Here is a 19,798-nt window from a genome sequence, read left to right as displayed (position 1 = left end):
GGCGGGTCATAGGCAGGGGGCGAGCGTTGGTAGTGTCGAGTCTGTCCCGTCTGTGGCCCCGCAGCGATAAGGAAGGCTTTGGAGCTGAGTATGTCTACCCCGATTCACGATTACCTGTCGCTCGCACTCGAGTCCATCGACTATGACGCCGAAGGCATGGTCGCCGACTATATCCCCGTGCTGGCGCAGGCCGATCCGGAGCGCAAGGCCATCGGCCTATGCACCTCGCATGGCCGTATCTACTGTGTCGGCGATGCCGAGCAGGAATTCTCCATGCAGTCGGTGTCCAAGCCCTTCGCCTACGCCCTCGCCCTCGAGGAATGCGGCCTGCAGACGGTTCTGGAGACTGTGGGCGTAGAGCCATCCGGCGAGGCGTTTAATGAGCTCTCTTTGGATACGCCCACCAACCGCCCGGTCAATCCCATGATCAACGCTGGGGCGATCGCTATTAATCAGCTGATTAATGGCGTGGACTCCACCATTGAAGAACGCGTGGAGAAGATCCTCGCCCAATTCTCTCGGCTGGCCGGGCGCGAGCTCAGCGTGGACATGGCGGTGGCCTATTCGGAATTGGATAACTCGGATCGCAATTTCGCCATCGCGCATATGCTGCGCTCCTATGGGATTATCGGCGACGACGCCCATGACGCCGTGGTGTCCTATGTGTATCAGTGCTCCATTAATGTCACCGTGCGGGATCTCGCGGTCATGGCCGCCACCCTGTCCAATGGTGGGGTGCAGCCGCTCACCGGCGAGCAGGTCGTGAGCGAGGATGTGTGCCACCAAACCTTGGCCGTGATGGCCTCGGCGGGCATGTATGACGCCGCCGGACGGTGGATGACCTCCGTGGGCATTCCCGCTAAATCGGGGGTCTCGGGCGGCATGATGGGCTGTCTGCCTGGGCAGCTGGGCATTGCCACTTTCTCCCCGCCGCTCGACGTCAATGGCAACTCGGTACTGGGGCGCAAAGTATTTCAGCGGCTCTCCCGCGATTGGGGCCTGCACTTAATGGCCACCGACCGGCGTGGCGTGAACGCGGTGCGCGAGCTGGTCCAAGAGGGAGATATCTCCCTTCTCAAGCTGCAGGGAACGCTCAACTTCTCGGCCGGCGAGGCCTTGTTGCACGCCATGCGCACCCGCGAGATTCGCGGTCCGATTTTCGCCGTGGATATCTCTCGCGTTATCTCCCTGGCGCCGGTGGCCTTGCGCATGCTGCTCGAGGGGCTGCGGCGGCTGCGCGAGGAGGGCCACCGCGTGGTAATTATCGACCCCGATTCGCAGGTGGACCAATCCTCCCTCAGTGGGGAGGAGTGCTTCGAAGTGGTCACCGATATCGGCCTCATTCGGCACTAGCGCCGGGCTGGCGCCGCCACGGTGGGGGTAGTGGCGGCCGCGCCGCGGCTCGCTCCGACAGCTCCGCCCAATAGGGGGTAGACGGCCGAGAAAATGTGAAGAACTTTGCATAAGTTACGTTGGGGAAGGGGGTGTATCGGGCGCGAAATACGGCACGGTTACCCCCATTAAGGCAGATTCTTGATACATAAAAGTATTTTTTAGTCCATTTTCTCCGTCGCTTGCGGTGTGTCCTGCGGTGGGCGCGTGGCGCGCCTTTGCAGGCCTGCAAAGAAGATTAGGCGAGGCTCATTTTTTCGCGGGGGTGATGCGCTCGGATGGGAAAGGAAAGTCGCTTCACAGTCTTCACATCTGCCTGTAGTGTCTCACTTCACAACGACCGCACACTATGAGGTCCACGTCACGTGCATGGAGGCGCGTGGTGGGTCACAGGTGTCGGTCGCTATGAGCCCAACCTTTGACAATAGGAAGTGAGACACCCATGCCTGTGTCCCCATCCCCCTCCTCGCAGGGTAGGGATCCGGTCGTGCCCCGGACTCCCACCGAGCAGGATTTCATCGAGACCGCCCAGACAGAAGACTTCACACGCCTGCGTAGTACCTTCCGTGGATTCGTCTTCCCCGTCTTCGTCGCCTTCATCACCTGGTATCTGCTCTATATCGTCACCGCCACCTTCTTGGTGGATGTGGTGACCATCAAGGTGTTCGGGTATATCAACCTCGGCATGGTCCTCGGCATCGCCCAGTTCCTCACCGCCGGGATTGTTACCTGGGCCTATCTGCGCTTCGCCGATAACACGCTGGATCCCGCTTCCGCGTTGATCCGTGAGCAGATGAACGAGCGCCTCAGTGAACCCCAGCAGCACTAGCGCCGCCCCCTCCTAGCAGATACCAAGGACTACTTATGACTCACTCCACAACAGTGCTCGCGACTGAAGCGATCAGCACCGGCAACCCGGTGCTCAATATCTCCATCTTCGTGGCATTCATCGTGGCCACCATGGGCATCGTGATCCGCGTGACCCGCCAGACCTCGCAGAAGGGCTCCGATTTCTACACCGGCGGCGCCTCCTTCTCCGGCAAGCAAAACGGCCTCGCCATCGCTGGCGACTACCTCTCCGCCGCCGCCTTCCTCGGCGTGACCGGCGCCATCGCCCTCTATGGCTATGACGGCTTCCTCTACTCGGTGGGCTTCCTCGTGGCCCTGCTGGTGGCCCTGGTGCTCGTGGCCGAACCGCTGCGCAATACCGGCCGCTTCACCATGGCCGATGTGCTCTCCTTCCGGCTGAAGCAAGGCCCGGTGCGTACCGCGGCCGCGATCTCGACGCTGTCTATTTCGCTGTTCTATCTCATCGCCCAGATGGCCGGCGCCGGCGGACTCGTCGCCCTGCTGCTGGGAATCGAGGGCAAGGTCGCGCAGTCGGGCGTGGTCGCCATCGTCGGCGTGCTCATGATCGTCTACGTGCTCGTCGGCGGTATGAAGGGCACCACCTATGTGCAGATGATCAAGGCGGTGCTGCTGGTGGGCGGCTCCATCCTCATCACCCTGCTGACCTTCTTCGCCGTCAAGGGTGGCTTCAATGAGCTGCTCGGATCCGCCGTGGCCAATCACCCCAAGGGCGAGGACATCCTCGGCCCGGGCCTGAAATACGGCGCCTCCACGCTGACCAAGCTGGACTTCGTCTCCCTCGGCATGGCGCTCGTCTTCGGCACCGCTGGCCTGCCGCACGTGCTCATGCGTTTCTACACCGTGCCCACCGCCCATGAGGCGCGCCGCTCGGTGGCGTGGACCATCGGCATCGTCGCGCTCTTCTTCCTGCTCACCGTGTTCATGGGCTATGGCGCCGCCGCGCTGGTGGGGCCTGAGCAGATCCAGGCCGCGCCCGGTGGAGTGAACTCCGCTGTGCTGCTGCTCTCGGCGCGGGTCGGTGGCACGATCTTCATGGCCGTGATCTCTGCCATCGCTTTCGCCACCATCCTCGCCGTGGTCGCCGGTCTGGCCATCACCGCTTCGGCCTCGGTGGCCCACGACCTCTACAACAACGTGATCCGTAAGGGGCAGGCCACCGAAGAGGAGCAGGTGCGAGTCTCGCGGATCACCGTGGTGGTCATTGGCGTGCTCGCCATCGTTATGGGCATTGGTGCCATGGGCCAAAATATCGCCTTCCTGGTCGCCCTGGCCTTCGGTATCGCCGCCGCGGCGAACCTGCCCACCATCATTTACTCGCTCTACTGGAAGCGCTTCAACACCACCGGCGCCCTGTTCTCCATGTACGGCGGCCTGCTCACCTCCGTCATTCTCATCGTGCTCTCCCCAGCATTCTCCGGCACGGAGACGGCCATGCTGCCGAATGCGGACTTCGCGATCTTCCCGATTACCAATCCCTCGATCGTCGCGATCCCTGCCGGCTTCCTCCTCGGCATTATCGGCACCTACCTCGGTAAGCCCGATAACTTCGAGGGCAAGGCGGCAGAGATGGAAGTGCGCGCCCTCACCGGAATCGGCGCCGCCAAGGCGGTGCAGCACTAGCTGCTTCTCGCTTATCGACGCCACCCCGCGCCACACCGGCCCACCACCTCAGTGCAGACTCGAGGGGTGGGCCGGTGGTGGTTTTAGCGGGCGGTAGTTAGCCGCGAAATATGCCAGGTCATGCCCAGCGCGCCCAAGGGGAACAGGGTGTAGACGAGCACATGATCCACTCGCCAGATGGCAAGAGCCACGGCCAGCCATATCGTGGTGAGGGTGAAAATCTTGTGCTTTTTGCTCATCGCCCCAGATTGATAGTTGGTGATATAGGGGCCGAGTTGCGGGTGGGAGAGCAGCCAGTCGTGCATCCGCGGAGAGCTTTTGGCAAAGCAATACGCTGCGAGGAGCAAAAACGGCGTCGTGGGAAACAGCGGCAACACTATGCCGATGATTCCGCATCCGGTGGCGATCACACCGACCGCCCGCAGCATAAACTTAAGCACCCTTGCATACTAACAAGGGTGCTTTAGGCAAGACTAATGTTTGCCGCGTCGCGCTAGGCGAGCCGCTCGTCGATGAAGTCCTTGACGCGCTGGGCATCATTGGGCATGTCGAAGACGCGGAACTCCACATCTTCAATCCCGGCGAAGCGCTCCGGCAGCTCCGGGGCGGAGCCGATGGCCTCGGTGATGGTCTCGGCAAATTTCACCGGCAGCGCCGTCTCTAGGCAGATGATGGGGGAGTCGGTGGACTCGCGGTTCTGCTCGGCGGCGGCCACACCATCCGCGGTGTGGGGATCGATGAGCACCCCATAGTCGCGGTGCACGCGGGCGATGGTGCGCAGGCGATCATCGTGGGTAGACGTGCCGGCAAGGAAGCCATACTCCGCTGCGGCGCGGGCAAAGGCGGGATGCTCGCTGAGCGAGAAACCGCCCTGCTTTACCTGGGTGCCAAAGAGCTCCGCGGTGGCCGCCGCGTCGCGGTCGAGGAGATCGAAGATGAAGCGCTCGAAGTTGGAGGCCTTGGAGATATCCATCGACGGCGAGGAGGTGGCCTGGGTTTCGGCGGAGCTGCGCACCCGATAATCGCCGGTGCGGAAGAACTCCTCCAACACATTGTTTTCGTTCGTGGCCACGATCAGCTTGTCGATGGGAACGCCCATCGAACGCGCGATATGGCCGGCGCAAATATCACCGAAATTGCCGGTGGGCACGGAGAAGGACACCTGCTGCTCATTGGAGGACGTAGCGCGAATCCAGCAGGAAACGTAGTAGACCACCTGGGCCATGAGGCGGGCCCAGTTGATGGAGTTCACCGCACCAATCGACCGAGTGGATTTAAAGTCGGCATCCGCGGAGATCTCCTTGACCACATCCTGGCAGTCATCGAAGACGCCATCGAGGGCGATATTGAAGATATTGTCATCGTGCAGGCCAAACATTTGGGCCTGCTGGAAGGGAGTCATACGCCCTGCGGGGGTGAGCATGAACACGCGGATATTCTCGCGCCCGCGCATCGCATACTCCGCCGAGGATCCGGTATCGCCGGAGGTGGCACCCACGATATTCAGGGACTGCCCGCGCCGGGCCAGCTCGTATTCAAAGAGCTCGCCCAGCAGCTGCATGGCCATGTCCTTAAAAGCGGCCGTAGGCCCCATGGACAAGCGCCCGAGCAGCAGGCCATCGCCGAGGGTGCGCACCGGAACGATCTCCGGGTCCGAGAACTTCGGGGTGGTGTAGGCGCGCTCGCAGATACCGCGCAGATCCTCCGCGGGAATGTCATCGACGAATAGTTGCAGCACCTCGAAAGCGAGTGCGGCATAGCCCTGCTCATTCAGTACAGCTCGCCACTGAGTGAGCTGCTCGTCGCTGAGCTGCGGGTAGCTTTCGGGCAAAAAGAGCCCGCCGTCGGGGGCGAGGCCGCCGAGGAGAATATCGGTGAAGGAATACGGGGTGGCCGAGGTATCGCGAGTAGAAATGTAGTGCACCTCACCCAGCTTAGGGGGTTGGTGCAGTGAGCAAAACTTCGACCCCGCTCCGGCGGCGGATATCTCCCCTGAAGCGGGTGAGGGCGCGGGCGCACCGGCTATCCGTGCAGCGTGTGCGGGTAGAGTCAGGTGATATGCCTACACCTGACTATATTCTCAGTCTTCGTGAAAAAATCGGCCACGAGCCGCTGCTTCTTCCAGGGGTGACCGCGATCGTGTTACGCGAGTCCACCACCGGCAACTTTCTCAATGCTCCCGAAGTATTGCTCGTCCGCCGGGCAGACAATGACATGTGGACGCCGGTCACCGGCATTGCCGATGCGGGAGAAGAACCCACCACCACCGCCGTGCGCGAGGTGAAAGAGGAGGCCTGCCTTGATACCCGCGTCGCCGCTCTTCTTGGGTGCGGGGCAGTGGGGCCGGTGACCTACCCCAATGGGGATGTTGCCTCCTATATCGATATCGCCTTCCGCCTCGAGGTGGTGGGCGAAGACGAGCCGGCCGTGGGCGATGACGAATCCAGTGCGGTGGGCTGGTTCAGCATCGCCCAGCTGCCCTCCTCCGTGGCGCCGCGCTTCCGGCTGCTCATCGCCGACGCCGTCGCGCAACGACGCCGCCCGCAGGGCTTCCAGCCGCGCATGGGCTATCACAAGCGGGACAAGCCGGCCTTCTAGCGGTGGGGGAGGCCGCGCTCGCCGGCCCTTCTGGGGGAGGGGTCGGCGATGGCCGTAATAGACATAAAGGGTTCGGTTTTGGGGGAGGATGCTGGGGGTAACTGGGCGCAAAATGACAGGACATATATGCCCGCTTACCGATTAGTAGCTTTGTTTCCTGTGGGGTGGTGATCATTTTCAAATTCGCGGGGGTATAACTCATTACCATTCCGTAGCTTATGCGCATAGACATGGGATGAATTCTCTAAAACGCCAGCTAAAAGTCGGTTACTATTCCGTAGTTTTGGCGGCCCTTATTTTGAAAAAACAGGCCCCGAAAGGGGGTAGTGACGACACCGTAGGTTAGCGGTGCAATGTGCTACAAGTCACAACCAACTATGCATAGCTCGCTGCATATATGTCTTTTACCTGCGGTTATGCCCCTTTGTGTGGGACTTGCTTTGTCCTACTAATAAAAAGCACCCTTTTGGGGTGGGGTAGGCGCTGTTACTCTGGACTTTGACATTAGGGCTCAGTGCTCTAAGTGATGAGAGTGTTAGAACTTTCCTAACTCCCGCACTGCGTCCTCACATCAACCCATTGTTGGCCTCCACCGATGCGCCGAAGCTCACCCATTGGTGAGTGCAACACGAGGCGTCGACGGGCCGGAAAGGTCGTGACTTTCACATGGCTTCCACATCGAAGCAGGCACTCAACCCCGAGTACTACGAGGAATCTTGGGAGAAGTTCGGTTCAGAGAAATTTGATGTCGTCATCATCGGCGGTGGCTCGGTGGGCGCAGGTGCTGCCCTCGATGCCGCCACCCGTGGTCTCAAGGTCGCGGTGATCGAGACCCGCGACTTTGCCTCCGGCACCTCCTCTCGTTCCTCCAAGATGTTCCACGGCGGTTTGCGTTACCTGGCGATGCTGGACTTCCGCCTCGTGGCAGAATCCCTTCGCGAACGCGAGCTGAATATGTCCACCCTGGCTCCGCACCAGGTCAAGCCGCTGAAGTTCCTCTTCCCGCTGACCAACCGCGTGTGGGAGCGGGTCATGATGTTCGGCGGATTCACGCTCTACGACCTCATGGGTGGCGCCAAGACCGTCCCCATGCAGAAGCACTACACCCGCAAGGGCGCCCTCAAGGTGGTCCCGGCGCTGAAGGAAGATGCTGTGGTCGGCGGTATCCGCTACTACGACACGCTTGTCGACGACGCCCGCCACACCATGACGGTGCTGCGCACCGCCGCCGAGTACGGCGCCACCATCCGCACCTCCACCCAGGTGGTCGGTTTTGAAAAGAAGCACGGCCGCGTCGTCGGCGCTACCCTGCGCGATACTGACACTGGCCGTGAGACCACCGTGCATGGCTCGGTATTCATCAACGCCACCGGCGTGTGGAATGACGACATCCACAAGATGGCCGGCGTGGAGGGCAAGTTCTCCGTGCACGCATCCAAGGGCGTGCACATTGTGGTGCCGAAGGACAAGATCGAATCCGACGCCGCACTCTGCTTCGTCACCGAGAAGTCGGTGCTCTTCGTGATTCCGTGGGGCGAGTACTGGATCGTCGGCACCACCGACACCGAGTACACCGAGGGTCGCCCAGACCCGGCACCCACCAAGGAAGACATCGACTACATCTTGGGCGAGCTCAACGAGCGGGTGCGCACCCCGATCACCCACGGCGATATCGTGGGCGTCTACTCCGGTCTGCGCCCGCTGGTGGCCGGCTCTTCCGATACCACCACCAAGCTCTCCCGCAACCACGCTGTTGCCCGCGACCTGCCGGGCCTGATCTCCGTGGCCGGCGGTAAGTACACCACCTACCGCGTGATCGGTAAGGATGCCGTGGATCTCGCGATCGGCGACATCCCGAAGCAGGTTCCGGAGTCCATCACCGATCAGACCCCGATCCTGGGCGCCGATGGCTACCATGCGCTCGCCAACCAGGTGGACGCGCTGGCCGCCCGCTACGAGCTGCCGGCTGCGACCATCGAGCACCTGCTCGGCCGCTATGGCTCCCTCTATGAAGAGGTACTGGCCCCCGCCGCCGAGGATAAGGACCTGCTCACGCCCATCGAGGGTGCGGAGGGCTATATCTGGGCAGAGGTGCTCTATGCCGTCACCCACGAGGGTGCGCTGCACCTGGAGGACGTGCTCAACCGCCGCCTGCGCGTGGCTATGGAGTACGACGATCGCGGCACCGTCGCGGCCGAGGCCGTTGCCACCTTCATCGCCCCGCACCTGGGCTGGGATGACGCAACTGTGGAGGCAGAGCTGGAGAGCTTCCGTGGCCGCGTCGAAGCCGAGCTCAACGCCGAAAAGGCTCTCACCGATGCCGCTGCCACCGACTACATGATCAAGGCCGGCGATCCCCGAACCAACATCGACGAAAGCGTAGATATCTAATGATCACAGCAACCCAAGCGCTGGGCTGGGAATTCCTCGGCACCACACTGCTCCTGCTCCTCGGTAATGGAGTGTGCGCCGTTAATACGCTGCGCACCTCCGGCGCCCGGAACACTGGCTGGCTTCTCATTGCCCTCGGTTGGGGTATGGCCGTGTTTATCGGTGCCTCCGTGGCGAATGTCTCCGGAGGCCACCTGAACCCGGCCGTCACTGTGATGCTTGCGCTCAATGGTGCCACCCCGTGGGAGCTCGTTCCTTATTACATCGTCGGTCAGATGCTCGGCGGTCTCTTCGGAGCAGTCCTCTGCTACCTCACCTTCAAGCAGCTTTTCGACGCCAACTCGCTGGACGACAACGGCGAGAACACCGATGCGAACAGCGTGACCGGTGGCATCTTCTTCACCGGCCCCGCCCATCCGAAGAACGGCTGGAACGCATTCACCGAGTTCATGGCCACCTTCGTGCTCCTGGCCTTCATCGCCTGGGGCCCCACCGGTGGCGAGCTCGGCCCGATGACCTACTTCGCCGTGGCCTTCGTGGTGGTCTCCATCGGTATGTCGCTTGGTACCCCCACCGGTTATGCCATCAACCCGGCCCGTGACCTTGGTCCTCGTATCGCCTACGCCTTCCTCCTGCCCATCAAGGGCAAGGCCGACGCGAACTGGGGCTACGCCTGGGTGCCTGTTGTCGCCCCGATGATTGCAGCCGTCGTCGTTGGCCTCATGGCCACCGTCATGTAATCCACCTTCCCCCATCACCCCCCCACCATTGGAGAACATTATGTCCACCAAATACATTGCCGCGATTGATCAAGGTACGACCTCGACTCGCTGCATCATTTTCGATCACGACGCCAACCAGATCTCTGTCGGCCAGTACGAGCACAAGCAGTACTTCCCGCAGAAGGGCTGGGTGGAGCACGACCCCAAGGAGATTTGGGATAACACCCGCCGCGCCGTCGGCCGCGCCCTGGCCAACCAGGACATCTCCGCCCAGGACGTGCTGGCCGTCGGTATCACCAACCAGCGCGAGACCACCGTTGTCTGGGACAAGAACACCGGTGAGCCCATCTACAACGCCATCGTCTGGCAGGACACCCGCACCACCGAGATCTGCCGCAAGCTGATCGGTGAGGGCACTGCCGATAAGTGGCAGAAGCGCACCGGCCTGCTCATCAACTCCTATCCGGCTGGCCCGAAGGTGAAGTGGATTCTCGACAACGTCGAGGGTGCCCGCGAGCGTGCCGAGAAGGGCGAGCTGCTCTTCGGCACCATCGACACCTGGTTGCTGTGGAACATGACCGGCGGCGCCGAGGGCGACGATGGGGCAGAGGCGCTGCACGCCACCGATGTCACTAACGCCTCCCGTACCCTGCTCATGGACCTGGAAACCCTGGAGTGGGACGAGGAGCTGTGCGAGGCCATGGGCATTCCGATGGCCATGCTTCCCGAGATCCGTCCCTCCGTGGGCGACTTCCGCTCCATCCGTGCCCGCGGCTCGCTCTCCGGGGTGCCGATCAAGGCCATCCTGGGCGATCAGCAGGCTGCCATGTTCGGCCAGGGCTGCTTCCGCGCCGGCGATGCCAAGAACACCTATGGCACTGGCCTATTCCTGCTGCTCAACACCGGCACCAAGCCGCAGCTGAGCGAAAACGGCCTGCTCACCACCGTCTGCTACCAGCTCGAGGGCGAAAAGCCCGTCTACGCGCTGGAGGGCTCGGTATCCATGGGTGGCTCGCTGGTGCAGTGGCTGCGGGACAACCTGCAGCTGATCCCCAACTCGCCCTCCGTGGAGAATCTCGCCCGCGAGGCTAAGGACAATGGCGGCGTGTACATCGTGCCCGCCTTCTCGGGACTTTTCGCCCCGCGCTGGCGCTCCGATGCCCGCGGCGTGATCGTCGGCCTGACCCGCTTCACCAACCGCAAGCACATCGCCCGCGCCGTGCTGGAGGCCACTGCCTACCAGACCCGCGAGGTGGCCGACGCCATGGTGGCCGACTCCGGAGTGGAGATCACCAACCTGCGCGTCGACGGCGGCATGACCATGAACGAGCTGCTCATGCAGTTCCAGTCCGACATTCTGGGCACCAAGGTGGTGCGCCCGAAGAACGTGGAAACCACCGCTACCGGCGCGGCTTACGCTGCCGGCCTGGGTGTCGGCTTCTGGGAAGACCTGGCCGCATTGAAGGACCAGTCCTCTGAGGCGAAGACATGGAGTCCCTCCATGCCGCAAGAAGAGGTTGATCGTCTCTACAGCGATTGGAACCGCGCTGTGGAGCGCTCCTATAACTGGGAGGTCCCCGAGGAGGATTAACCTCCGCACGGGACAGTGTGTGAGGGAATAGATACAAGCCCCGTTCACGGTGTGCATTCGCACTCATAGCCACCGTGGGCGGGGCTTGTCCCTGTCCGTGTCCGCGCGGCACGCTACGATACTCAACTATGCGTCCCCTCAGAATCTCCCTCGCCGCCCTAGCCACCACCGCGCTCATCATGCCGCTCGCCGCCTGCGGCTCGGAGGCCGATAATTCTGCCGCGGAGTCCCCTGCGGCCGAGGCGTCCAGCACCGCCAGCGAGGAGGCTCCCGCCGCGGCGGATGCGCCCGCAGACACCGCCGGCACATGCGCCCCGATTGAGGGGCCGAGCGCGGAGGTTACTGTCGGCGATACCGGCTATACCGTGGCGATGCCCCTGCCCGAGGGCTGGGAGCGCCACCCAGAGGCCGAGGCCGATTCCATTCTGCTGTCCATGAGCTCCGGCTCGGTCACCGCCAGCATTGTGGGCGGCACCGTCGAGGTCGGCCCAGAGGAGGCCTTCCAGCAATACACCGACACCCTGAATATGCTCTCCCAGGATGGTGACCTCCAGGTCACGGACGCCCCCGAGGTCTGCGGCTATCCTGCGAAGAACATGACCTATAACACCGCCATGCTGGATGTGCAGGTCGTGCAGGAGGCGAAGATGATCGTGGTGCCGCTCGGGGAGCGCTCGATTAGCCTCGTGGCCACCGTGATCGATGAATCCGGCGAGCCGGTACAGCCAGAGCTACGGGATCAGCTGCTGGAGAATATCTACATCAACGCCCCCGCCTAAACGGGGATTACTCCGGCGAGGTGGCGTCGATAAGCGTGGCGGCAGCCGCGAGAACCTCAGGTGTCACATCCCGCTTCGCCGTGCAGCAGAATCCGGAGTTGATTTCGTTGTAGTACAGGCCATCGCCCAGCAGCAGCACGGCGATGGCCACAGTCTCGTTGGGGCAGTAGCGCCGCAGCTCGGCGAGGAAGCGTTCCTGCACCATCGACAGCGCGTTCTCCACGGTGCCGCTGTGGCTGGCGCCGATCTTCGTGACGGCCATGAGCGTGCGGCCGAAGTGGTCATCGGTGACGGCGGAGGTGCGCAGGTAGTAGTTCACCGCGCCCTCCTCGGCGGTGCGCATCGTCTCAATATCGTCGCTGGTGCGGCGCTTCAGCCTGTCGATGAGACCGTCTGCGAGCGCCTGCTTGCTGGGGAAGTGGTAGAGCAGCCCGCCCTTGGAACAGCCGGCGGTCTGCGCGATGGCCTTGATCGTGGCGGCTTGATCATCGCGTTCAATGAGCAGCGTTTCATAGGCGTCGAGGACAGCTTCGCGTGCGGACATGCCGTCATACTAGCGCAGTAAGGTGCTCTTTACCAGCAAAACTGTACCGGCTGGACGGTTTAGTCTGGGTCTGTTAGATTGTGTAGCGCTATGACTCCAGAACAGAGAGATAGGTGGAAGGCGCTGGCGGTTCTCATGCTGCCAGTGCTGCTCGTCTCCATCGATAACACGGTCCTCAGCTTCGCCCTGCCAAATATTTCCGAGCAGCTGACGCCTACCGGCACCCAGCTGCTGTGGTTGGTGGATATCTACCCGCTGGTATTGGCGGGACTGCTCATTCCCATGGGCAGTATCGGCGATCGCGTCGGTCGGCGCCTGATGCTGTTGATCGGCTGCTCCGGCTTCGCAGTGATCTCCGTGGTCGCCGCCCTCGCCCCGAGCGCCGCCCTCTTGGTGGCGGCCCGCGCGGGCATGGGACTATTCGGCGCGATGATCATGCCGGCCACGCTCTCCTTGATTCGTAATATCTTTAGTGATCCCACGGAGCGTCGCCTCGCCATTGCGATTTGGGCCGCGGGATTCTCCGGCGGCGCCGCCATCGGCCCCGTGGTGGGTGGCGTGCTGCTCGAGCACTTCTATTGGGGCTCTGTCTTCTTGATGGCCATCCCAGTGCTGGTGCCGCTGATCGTGCTGGGGCCGCTGTGGATTCCGGAATCCCGCAACCCGCATCCCGGGGCGCTGGACCTTCTCTCTATTGTGCTGGCCTTTTTCACCATGGGTCCGATCGTGCTGGCGATCAAAAGCATCGGCGCCTCCGGCTTCAGCTGGCAGCCGATCCTCTTCGCCGCCCTCGGCCTGCTCTGCGGGGTGCTCTTCGTGCGCCGACAGCTGGGCAGCTCCAATCCGATGCTGGACATGCGGCTATTTGGGCTGGGTCAATTCACCGGCGCCGTGCTGGCTAATCTCTTTGCCATTCTGTCGCTGGTGGGGTTGCTGTACTTTATCTCCCAGCACTTCCAGTTGGTGAGCGGGCACAGCCCCATGGTCGCCGGGCTCTTGCTCGTGCCGGGAATGATCGCCACGATCATCGCCGGCCTGCTGGTGGTGAGGGCCGCGATGCGTATCGACGCGCACCTGCTGGTGACCTTCGGGCTGCTGATGAATGCGGCCGGCTATCTCATGGTGCTGTTCTCGGGCCGCTCCCACTCCGACTTAGGTCTTGTGCTCGCCTTCATGGTGATCGGCATTGGCGTGGGCGTGGCGGAGACCATTTCTAATGACCTCATCCTCTCCGCTGTGCCCCCGGAGAAGTCCGGGGCGGCGTCTGCGATCTCGGAAACCGCCTATGAGGTGGGGGCCGTGCTTGGTACTGCGGTGCTCGGCTCGGTGGTTAATGCCGTCTATCGCAGCAATGTGGATGTGCCCGACGCGATCTCCGGTGCCGCCGCGGCCACCGCCCGCGATACCCTCGGCGGCGCTATTGCCACCGCGGAGTCTATCGGTGGCGAGGCGGGCGAGGCGCTCGCCGCCTCGGCGCGGGCCGCCTTCGATTCCGGTGTGGTGGTGACTTCCGCGATCGCCGTCGTGCTCATGGGCGCCACCGCGACCATGGCATTTTTCACCCTGCGCCCACAGCGTTAAGCGCATAGTGCGGCAGCGTGGTTCATGACCACCAGCCACACCGCCGCATAGTGCAGCCCGGCGGCCACCACAGTGGTGGCGTGAAAATACTCGTGATAGCCGATATAGCGGGCAGTACGGCCCGGGCGCTTGAGCCCATAGATAACAGCCCCCGCAGAATAGATCACGCCACCGGCGGCAAGGAGCCACACCACAGTCCATCCCGTGCCCGCAAGAAGTTGCGGGAGGATAGGCACCACGAGCCAGCCCAAGACGAGATATACCGCTACATCCAGCCAGCGGGGATGGTTGATCCACAACATATTCAGCGCCACCGCGGCGGCGGCGCCGCCCCATGCGGCCACGAGCATCCACTCAGCGAGGGGGGAGTCGACGCTCAATAGCAGCATGGGGGTGTAGGTGGCGGCGATAAAGACGGCGATGGTGGAATGATCGGCACGACGCCACCACATCACGGTGCTGGGGCGGCGCCACGGCCCAAGATGGTAGGTCGCCGAGACGCTAAACAGGGCCACCATGCCCGCCCCATAAATCATCACGCCGCTCGCCTGGGCTGGGGTGAGCATGATCCAGCTATAGGTAGCCAACACACTGGCGGCAATGATTCCCAGCACGGTGGCCACGGCGTGTACCCAGCCGCGCCCCCGCGGTCGCTCGCCGCGATAAGCACGAGTGCTGTGGACCGTTATTGTGGAGGGTTCCACGGGGATGCCTTTCTCTTATGTGGTGTGCCGAAGGCCGTAATAGATCGTGTATGCCTAGCCATTCTTCCTACCCGCCGCGGTGGGTGGACGTTCACAGCTTAAGCTCGGGTGAATTCACCGGCAAGGCGAGCTAGATCACGAATAAAGTTCGAGGATAGGCGGGGTATCGCCCCACTAGGGGGTAATCTATTGACACTCTTCTCCACATCGTTTTAGCCTAAGCTCAGCTTGGTTCAATCAACTGAACCCTGTCTCGAGCCGCGTCCAAAAAGATAAATTTTTTGAATGGCGGCCCGATGTAAACCGTAACTGTGCACAAAAGGAAAGGGCTCTCATGAAGCTTTCCCGCTCCATCCTCGCAATCGCCGCCGCCGGTTCCCTGGCGCTCGCTGGCTGCTCCAGCGAGGAAGCCAAGGACACTGTTTCTTCGGCAACCGAATCTGCTACCTCCGCCGCTTCCGAGGCTAGCGAGACCGCCTCCGAGGCCGCTTCCGAGGCCACCGAGGCCACCAAGGCCACCCTCGCGGACTGGGATGGCACCTACCGCAGCCTCGGTAGCTACATCGATGACCCCGAGATGGAGGAAGGCTTCACCAAGGCTGCTGAAGAGCACGGCGAGAGCATCGACGAGCTCAAGAAGGAGCTGCAGGGGTCCTACGGTGTGCCCTACGCCGGTCTGGTTGTCGATGGCGACTCCATGACCTTCGTCAAGACCGCGGACGAGCTGGAGAACCCCTCCGAGGAGCCCGTTGAGTACGAGTTCGTTGAGTCCGTAGAGAAGAGCCACAACGGCAAGGACTTCACCTGGTACGTCTTCGAGGCCAAGGGTGACACCGAGAACAAGTACGTTCTGCTCATGCCGAAGCACGGCGAGGAGACCCTCGAGCACTTCCACGCTCGTTTCGGCGATGACAAGGATGCCCTCCTCGAGGCCGAGAACTTCCCGACCTTCCTGAACCCGGACAGCGCCACCCAGGCCCAGATCCAGGAAGAACTTCTGGAGCACGCTCACTAAAAATTGATGGAGGTTGTGCCGCATAGGCACGCACTGAAGTGATGAAAAAAATCCTTCTGCTCCTCAGTTTGCTCGTCGCTCTCGCTGGTTGCGCGGTTTCACCTAGCGCAACGAACGGCGGGGGCGATGAGTCGTCTTCAGGCCCTTCAGGCGATGCTCCGCTGATTTATGCGTCGTTTTATCCGATCTACAGCCTCGTGTCCGATATTGCCGGCGAGCACGCCGAGGTACGTAGCTTCTTGCCCGAAGGCCAAGACCCGCATCTCTGGGAGCCCACACCGAAAAATATCAAGGCCCTCTCTGAGGCCGACATGCTCGTAGTCAACGGCGCCAATATGGAGCCGTGGTTACCGCAAATTCGCGACATTCTACCCAACCTGCCGGTATTGCAGCTTTCTGACTACGTGGACCTCATTAACTACAAGGGAGCAGCCGCTCTCGGCGAGTTCCAGTACATGGGGCACGGCACCATCGATAGTTCGACGAACTACACGATGCTCTTTGGCCATACCCACGAGCGCTCGCTGCGTGGCGCCTTCTTCCCCTTCGAGGAAGGGCTGAGCGAGCAGGACTACATCGACAAGGGCCGCGAGGTGATGAACGATAAGGGCGCACAGCTCCAGCAGCGAGCCGCCACCGACGTCATCCCTGGCCAGGTGTATGACATTCAGATGGGACACCAATCTGGCGAAGTGACCTTCAAATTCCCCGACTCGGGGGAGTGGGTGTTCGTCTCTGATCGCGTGTCCGAGTCCCTGCTGGAGTACAGCTTCGTGGACGGCGACGGCAATGAACTGGAGCTGAGCAATGTGGTCGACGGCGGTTCCTCCGAAACGGATACCGTGAGCTTCGATCCGCACTCCTGGCTGTCGGTGGTCAACGCCAAGCGCTACGCGAATGCCATCAACGTGGAACTGGGCAAGCTGATCCCCGATCACGAAAAAGAGATCGAGAAGAACAAGTCCAACCTGGTGCGTGAACTCACCACCATGGAGGCACAGTTCAAGGAGAAGCTGCTCGACGCCCCGCGCCGCGATTTCGTGACCGCCCACAATGCTTTCGCGTACCTCGCACGTGACTATCAGCTCACCCAGCATCCGCTGCAGGGGCTGACGACGAACTCGGCTCCGAGCCTGCGCGTGCTCACCGATTCCATTCGCTTCGCCCGTGCGCAAGACATCGACGTTGTGTATTACGAAGACGGCACCGATCCCAAGACCGCAAATGTGGTGGCCGAAGAAGTCGATGGTCGGGCGCTGCCGCTGAACTCCATGGAGTACGGCGGAGGCGACAAAGGCTACACGGGATATATGCGCATGAACCTAGAAAACCTCTACGAATCATTGGGGGAAAAGCAGTGAGCACCGCAGTTATCGAAACCAAGGACCTGCACTTTTCTTTCGGCCGTTTTCCCGTCCTCAAAGGGGTGAACTTCACCCTCAATAACGGCGAGGCTGTGTGTCTCACCGGCGAGAACGGCTGCGGCAAGTCCACCGCCCTGAAGATCTTCATCGGTGCCTATAAGCCCACCCAGGGCACCTCGACGTTGTTCGGATCGCCCTCGTCGAAGGGGGATCAGCTACACCGCGTCGGCTATGTGCCGCAGGCCACCACCACCGAGAAGATCTCCTTTCCCATCACCTCCCGCGAGTTGGTAGCCCAAGGCCTGACTCGGGAGATGGGCATGTTCACCTTCGCTCGGAAGAAGCAACGGGACAAGGCAGAGGAGACTCTCCGCTCCATGGGGCTGGAGAAGATCGTCGATGTACCTTTCTCAGAGCTGTCCGGTGGTTTGCAGCAGCGGGTGCTTATCTCCCGCGCGCTCATTACCCAACCCGATCTACTCATCCTGGATGAGCCGATCTCCGGTGTCGATGCCGGCTCTCGTGTCGAGTTCCTCACTCTCATTGAGCAGCTGCGTAAGGAGCATGGCCTCACCGTGCTCATGGTTACGCACGATCTCGACGAAATCCGCCGCCATGTCACCATTGATCGCATCCAGCGCATCGAGGAAGGACAGTTGATCGATGCTTGAGCTTTTCTTCGAATTCGAGTTCGTCCGCCGCACCCTGCTGGTGGGCCTGCTGCTCTCGATATCCATTCCCCTGATCGGCATCGTGATGGTGGCACGTCGCACCGCGATGATGGGCGATGCGCTCTCCCACACCTCGCTTGCCGGCGTGGCCCTCGGCCTGATCGCGGGCTTCAGCCCCGTCGTCGGCGCTATTGTGGTCGCCGTGATCGGCGCCTTCGGCATCGAGCTGATGCGTAAGAAGTTCCCGCAGTACGGCGACATGGCCACGGCCGTGACCCTCAGTGCCGGTCTTGGTGTGGCCGTGATCCTCGCCGACTTGGCGCCGAGTGGCCGTAGCTTCGAGTCCTATCTCTTCGGCTCGATTACCGCCGTCACCCAATTCGACGTGTGGGCCACCTCCATCGTGTTTGTGCTCGTGGTCGCCGCCAGCGTGGTGTTCTACGGCAGCCTGCAAGATATGGTCGTCGATCCTTTGCTGGCTCGTATCTCCGGCACCAAGGTGCAGTTGGTGAACACCGTGTTCACCGCGCTCGCCGCAGTCACTGTGGCATTGGCTGCCAAGGTAATCGGTGCGCTGCTCGTGGTCTCTCTCATGGTGCTGCCAGTGGCCACCGCACTCATCGTGGCCCGCAGCTACAAGCAGGCCTATCTGCTCTCGATCGTGCTGGGCATCATCTACACCATGCTCGGCATGACCCTCAGCTACACCTTCGATCTGCGCCCCGGTGGTGCGATCGTCGTCACCGCTGTGGTCGGCCTCCTGATCTTCGTTGGCTACCGCGCCATCGTGAAGCCGGATCGTAAGCAGTCGGCACTCAGCGATACCTCCGCAGTGCTCAGCCGCTCCGCCTAAACGGCGGCCGCTGGGTACAGCCACCACACGGGCCTTCGTCGGCCTGCAGGGAAGAGAACTTTTCCTGCCGCAGCCACGACGAGGGCCCGTGTTTGTGTATCGTCCGGCGCCTGACGCGCGCGGTCACTTGGGGCAATCGTAAACGGATCGTTATCTACATAGAGACTGGCGTCGATATATCTCAGGTAGCCTTGGGTGCTGTTCACCACTGTCGCAGTAGCGAAGGATATCTATTTTATGAAGAAACTACCGACGACCCTCATCGCTCTGGGCGCCGCCAGCGCAGTAGCCCTGGCCGGCTGTTCTAGCGACGAGGTCTCCGATAGCGTGTCCGATGCCACCAGCGCCGCCTCCGAGGCGGCCACTGAGGCCACCGATGCGGTCTCCGATAAGGCCGATGAGGCTGCCGCCGCCCTGCAGGATTGGGATGGCTCCTACCGTAGTCTCGGCAGCTATATCAACGATCCCGAGATGGCCGCCGACTTCGCCAAGGCCGCGATCGAGCATTCCGAGAACTGGGATGATCTGAAGAACACGATCCTCGAGACCTATGGCGATGGCAAAGAGGGGCTGGTGATCGATGGCGATCAGATGACCTTCGTGGGCAGTTATAAGGACCTGGACAACCCCGCCGACGCCCCAAGCGCCTATGAGTTCCTCGAGACCGTGGATCGTAAGGTCGGCGATGATGACGACTTCACGTGGTACGTATTCACGGCCACGGATGACTCCGCCCCGTACCCCTTCCTGCTGCTGGGCGAGAAGGAAGAGGAAGATGACACCACCTTCTTCCACGCCCGCTTTGGCGAGGACAAGGACGCGCTGCTGGACTCCCAGCAACTGCCCACCTTCGTCGATCCCGCCACCGCCGATCAGGCCAGCATCGAGGAACTACTCTTCGATCACGATCATGCCGAGCATGACCACGATGGCCATGACCACGACGATCACGACCACGACGACTAAGCCGGAAGCGCCGTAGCCGACCGCCTTCTTTCGCTCTCTGCGGGAAGGCGGTCGTCGTCTGTCTGGACGGTGATGGTGGCGCGGGTGGGCGTCGATAAGCATAAAAAACACCGCCCGCAACGGATGATGCGGACGGT

At 61.9% G+C, this 19,798-nt stretch carries 18 protein-coding genes; 14 read left to right on the top strand and 4 right to left on the bottom strand.

Annotated elements, in window-relative coordinates; translation table 11 throughout:
- The first annotated feature begins 90 nt into the window (after nt 1-90).
- The 3 genes from KRX12_RS01700 (at nt 91) to KRX12_RS01690 (ending at nt 3,882) form a co-directional block, all read left to right on the top strand.
- A complete protein-coding gene (locus tag KRX12_RS01700; RefSeq protein ID WP_218364039.1) occupies nt 91-1,353 on the top strand; it encodes a glutaminase in 1,263 nt (420 codons plus the stop codon).
- A 526-nt stretch (nt 1,354-1,879) separates the two neighbouring features.
- Nucleotides 1,880-2,221 carry a DUF485 domain-containing protein gene (locus tag KRX12_RS01695; protein ID WP_370625167.1) on the top strand — a complete coding sequence of 114 codons (342 nt, stop codon included), beginning with the start codon at nt 1,880-1,882 and terminating at the stop codon, nt 2,219-2,221.
- A gap of 35 nt (nt 2,222-2,256) precedes the next feature.
- Nucleotides 2,257-3,882: a cation acetate symporter gene (locus tag KRX12_RS01690; RefSeq protein WP_218364036.1), complete on the top strand. Its 1,626-nt coding sequence runs from the start codon at nt 2,257-2,259 to the stop codon at nt 3,880-3,882.
- Between the two features lie 83 nt (nt 3,883-3,965).
- Here the strand turns inward: KRX12_RS01690 and KRX12_RS01685 are convergent, their stop codons facing one another.
- Both KRX12_RS01685 and thrC read right to left on the bottom strand, forming a co-directional pair.
- Nucleotides 3,966-4,322 (bottom strand): YbaN family protein, encoded by a 357-nt coding sequence (locus tag KRX12_RS01685; RefSeq protein ID WP_225976647.1) that lies wholly within the window; start codon nt 4,320-4,322, stop codon nt 3,966-3,968.
- A gap of 53 nt (nt 4,323-4,375) precedes the next feature.
- On the bottom strand, nt 4,376-5,806 hold the full coding sequence (thrC, locus tag KRX12_RS01680; RefSeq protein ID WP_218365492.1) for a threonine synthase: 1,431 nt from the start codon (nt 5,804-5,806) through the stop codon (nt 4,376-4,378).
- 134 nt (nt 5,807-5,940) lie between these two features.
- Between thrC and KRX12_RS01675 the strand changes: the two genes are divergently transcribed.
- The 5 genes from KRX12_RS01675 to KRX12_RS01655 all read left to right on the top strand — a co-directional run bounded on the left by KRX12_RS01675 (nt 5,941) and on the right by KRX12_RS01655 (nt 11,963).
- On the top strand, nt 5,941-6,480 hold the full coding sequence (locus KRX12_RS01675) for an NUDIX domain-containing protein (protein WP_151529212.1): 540 nt from the start codon (nt 5,941-5,943) through the stop codon (nt 6,478-6,480).
- A gap of 666 nt (nt 6,481-7,146) precedes the next feature.
- Nucleotides 7,147-8,871 carry a glycerol-3-phosphate dehydrogenase/oxidase gene (locus KRX12_RS01670; protein ID WP_218364030.1) on the top strand — a complete coding sequence of 575 codons (1,725 nt, stop codon included), beginning with the start codon at nt 7,147-7,149 and terminating at the stop codon, nt 8,869-8,871.
- Nucleotides 8,871-9,611: an MIP/aquaporin family protein gene (locus tag KRX12_RS01665; protein ID WP_151529214.1), complete on the top strand. Its 741-nt coding sequence runs from the start codon at nt 8,871-8,873 to the stop codon at nt 9,609-9,611. The genes KRX12_RS01670 and KRX12_RS01665 overlap by 1 nt, the downstream gene beginning before the upstream one ends.
- A gap of 40 nt (nt 9,612-9,651) precedes the next feature.
- Entirely contained in the window at nt 9,652-11,184 is a 1,533-nt protein-coding gene (gene glpK, locus KRX12_RS01660) for a glycerol kinase GlpK (protein ID WP_218364028.1), read from the top strand.
- Between the two features lie 128 nt (nt 11,185-11,312).
- Entirely contained in the window at nt 11,313-11,963 is a 651-nt protein-coding gene (locus tag KRX12_RS01655) for a hypothetical protein (protein WP_218365491.1), read from the top strand.
- Nucleotides 11,964-11,970: 7 nt separating this feature from the next.
- On the opposite strand, the gene KRX12_RS01650 is transcribed toward KRX12_RS01655, so the two are convergent.
- Complete coding sequence (locus KRX12_RS01650; protein ID WP_218365490.1) at nt 11,971-12,507, bottom strand: TetR/AcrR family transcriptional regulator; 537 nt, start codon at nt 12,505-12,507, stop codon at nt 11,971-11,973.
- Nucleotides 12,508-12,597: 90 nt separating this feature from the next.
- On the opposite strand from KRX12_RS01650, the gene KRX12_RS01645 reads away from it, so the two are divergent.
- Nucleotides 12,598-14,088, top strand: a complete 1,491-nt coding sequence (locus KRX12_RS01645; protein WP_218364023.1) for an MFS transporter — start codon at nt 12,598-12,600, stop codon at nt 14,086-14,088.
- On the opposite strand, the gene KRX12_RS01640 is transcribed toward KRX12_RS01645, so the two are convergent.
- Entirely contained in the window at nt 14,085-14,792 is a 708-nt protein-coding gene (locus KRX12_RS01640; RefSeq protein WP_370625166.1) for a hemolysin III family protein, read from the bottom strand. The genes KRX12_RS01645 and KRX12_RS01640 overlap by 4 nt on opposite strands.
- A 334-nt stretch (nt 14,793-15,126) precedes the next feature.
- Here KRX12_RS01640 and KRX12_RS01635 point away from each other — a divergent pair, with 334 nt between their 5' ends.
- From KRX12_RS01635 to KRX12_RS01615, 5 genes are all read left to right on the top strand, one after another.
- Nucleotides 15,127-15,807 (top strand): ZinT/AdcA family metal-binding protein, encoded by a 681-nt coding sequence (locus KRX12_RS01635; RefSeq protein WP_218365489.1) that lies wholly within the window; start codon nt 15,127-15,129, stop codon nt 15,805-15,807.
- A 41-nt stretch (nt 15,808-15,848) separates the two neighbouring features.
- Nucleotides 15,849-17,168 carry a metal ABC transporter solute-binding protein, Zn/Mn family gene (locus KRX12_RS01630; protein WP_218364019.1) on the top strand — a complete coding sequence of 440 codons (1,320 nt, stop codon included), beginning with the start codon at nt 15,849-15,851 and terminating at the stop codon, nt 17,166-17,168.
- Entirely contained in the window at nt 17,165-17,842 is a 678-nt protein-coding gene (locus KRX12_RS01625; RefSeq protein ID WP_218365488.1) for an ATP-binding cassette domain-containing protein, read from the top strand. Before KRX12_RS01630 ends, KRX12_RS01625 begins: the two co-directional genes overlap by 4 nt.
- A complete protein-coding gene (locus KRX12_RS01620) occupies nt 17,835-18,695 on the top strand; it encodes a metal ABC transporter permease (RefSeq protein WP_151529223.1) in 861 nt (286 codons plus the stop codon). The genes KRX12_RS01625 and KRX12_RS01620 overlap by 8 nt, the downstream gene beginning before the upstream one ends.
- A 237-nt stretch (nt 18,696-18,932) precedes the next feature.
- Nucleotides 18,933-19,661, top strand: coding sequence for a ZinT/AdcA family metal-binding protein (locus KRX12_RS01615; protein WP_218365487.1), 729 nt, complete (start codon nt 18,933-18,935; stop codon nt 19,659-19,661).
- Nucleotides 19,662-19,798 lie beyond the last annotated feature (137 nt).

This window comes from Corynebacterium sp. TAE3-ERU2, from assembly GCF_019209955.1.
Lineage (GTDB): Bacteria > Actinomycetota > Actinomycetes > Mycobacteriales > Mycobacteriaceae > Corynebacterium > Corynebacterium megadyptis.
The sequence above is the reverse complement of the archived record's forward strand: the minus strand, read 5'-3'. Positions and strand labels throughout refer to the sequence as shown.

What these genes read in the sequence shown, in the direction of transcription:
- KRX12_RS01630 (WP_218364019.1), top strand. Translation starts at nt 15,849, where the DNA reads ATGAAAAAAATCCTTCTGCTCCTCAGTTTGCTCGTCGCTCTCGCTGGT.
- KRX12_RS01650 (WP_218365490.1), bottom strand. Translation starts at nt 12,507, where the DNA reads ATGTCCGCACGCGAAGCTGTCCTCGACGCCTATGAAACGCTGCTCATT.
- KRX12_RS01670 (WP_218364030.1), top strand. Translation starts at nt 7,147, where the DNA reads ATGGCTTCCACATCGAAGCAGGCACTCAACCCCGAGTACTACGAGGAA.
- glpK (WP_218364028.1), top strand. Translation starts at nt 9,652, where the DNA reads ATGTCCACCAAATACATTGCCGCGATTGATCAAGGTACGACCTCGACT.
- KRX12_RS01635 (WP_218365489.1), top strand. Translation starts at nt 15,127, where the DNA reads ATGAAGCTTTCCCGCTCCATCCTCGCAATCGCCGCCGCCGGTTCCCTG.
- KRX12_RS01690 (WP_218364036.1), top strand. Translation starts at nt 2,257, where the DNA reads ATGACTCACTCCACAACAGTGCTCGCGACTGAAGCGATCAGCACCGGC.
- KRX12_RS01665 (WP_151529214.1), top strand. Translation starts at nt 8,871, where the DNA reads ATGATCACAGCAACCCAAGCGCTGGGCTGGGAATTCCTCGGCACCACA.
- KRX12_RS01655 (WP_218365491.1), top strand. Translation starts at nt 11,313, where the DNA reads ATGCGTCCCCTCAGAATCTCCCTCGCCGCCCTAGCCACCACCGCGCTC.
- KRX12_RS01615 (WP_218365487.1), top strand. Translation starts at nt 18,933, where the DNA reads ATGAAGAAACTACCGACGACCCTCATCGCTCTGGGCGCCGCCAGCGCA.
- KRX12_RS01675 (WP_151529212.1), top strand. Translation starts at nt 5,941, where the DNA reads ATGCCTACACCTGACTATATTCTCAGTCTTCGTGAAAAAATCGGCCAC.
- KRX12_RS01645 (WP_218364023.1), top strand. Translation starts at nt 12,598, where the DNA reads ATGACTCCAGAACAGAGAGATAGGTGGAAGGCGCTGGCGGTTCTCATG.
- KRX12_RS01620 (WP_151529223.1), top strand. Translation starts at nt 17,835, where the DNA reads ATGCTTGAGCTTTTCTTCGAATTCGAGTTCGTCCGCCGCACCCTGCTG.
- KRX12_RS01700 (WP_218364039.1), top strand. Translation starts at nt 91, where the DNA reads ATGTCTACCCCGATTCACGATTACCTGTCGCTCGCACTCGAGTCCATC.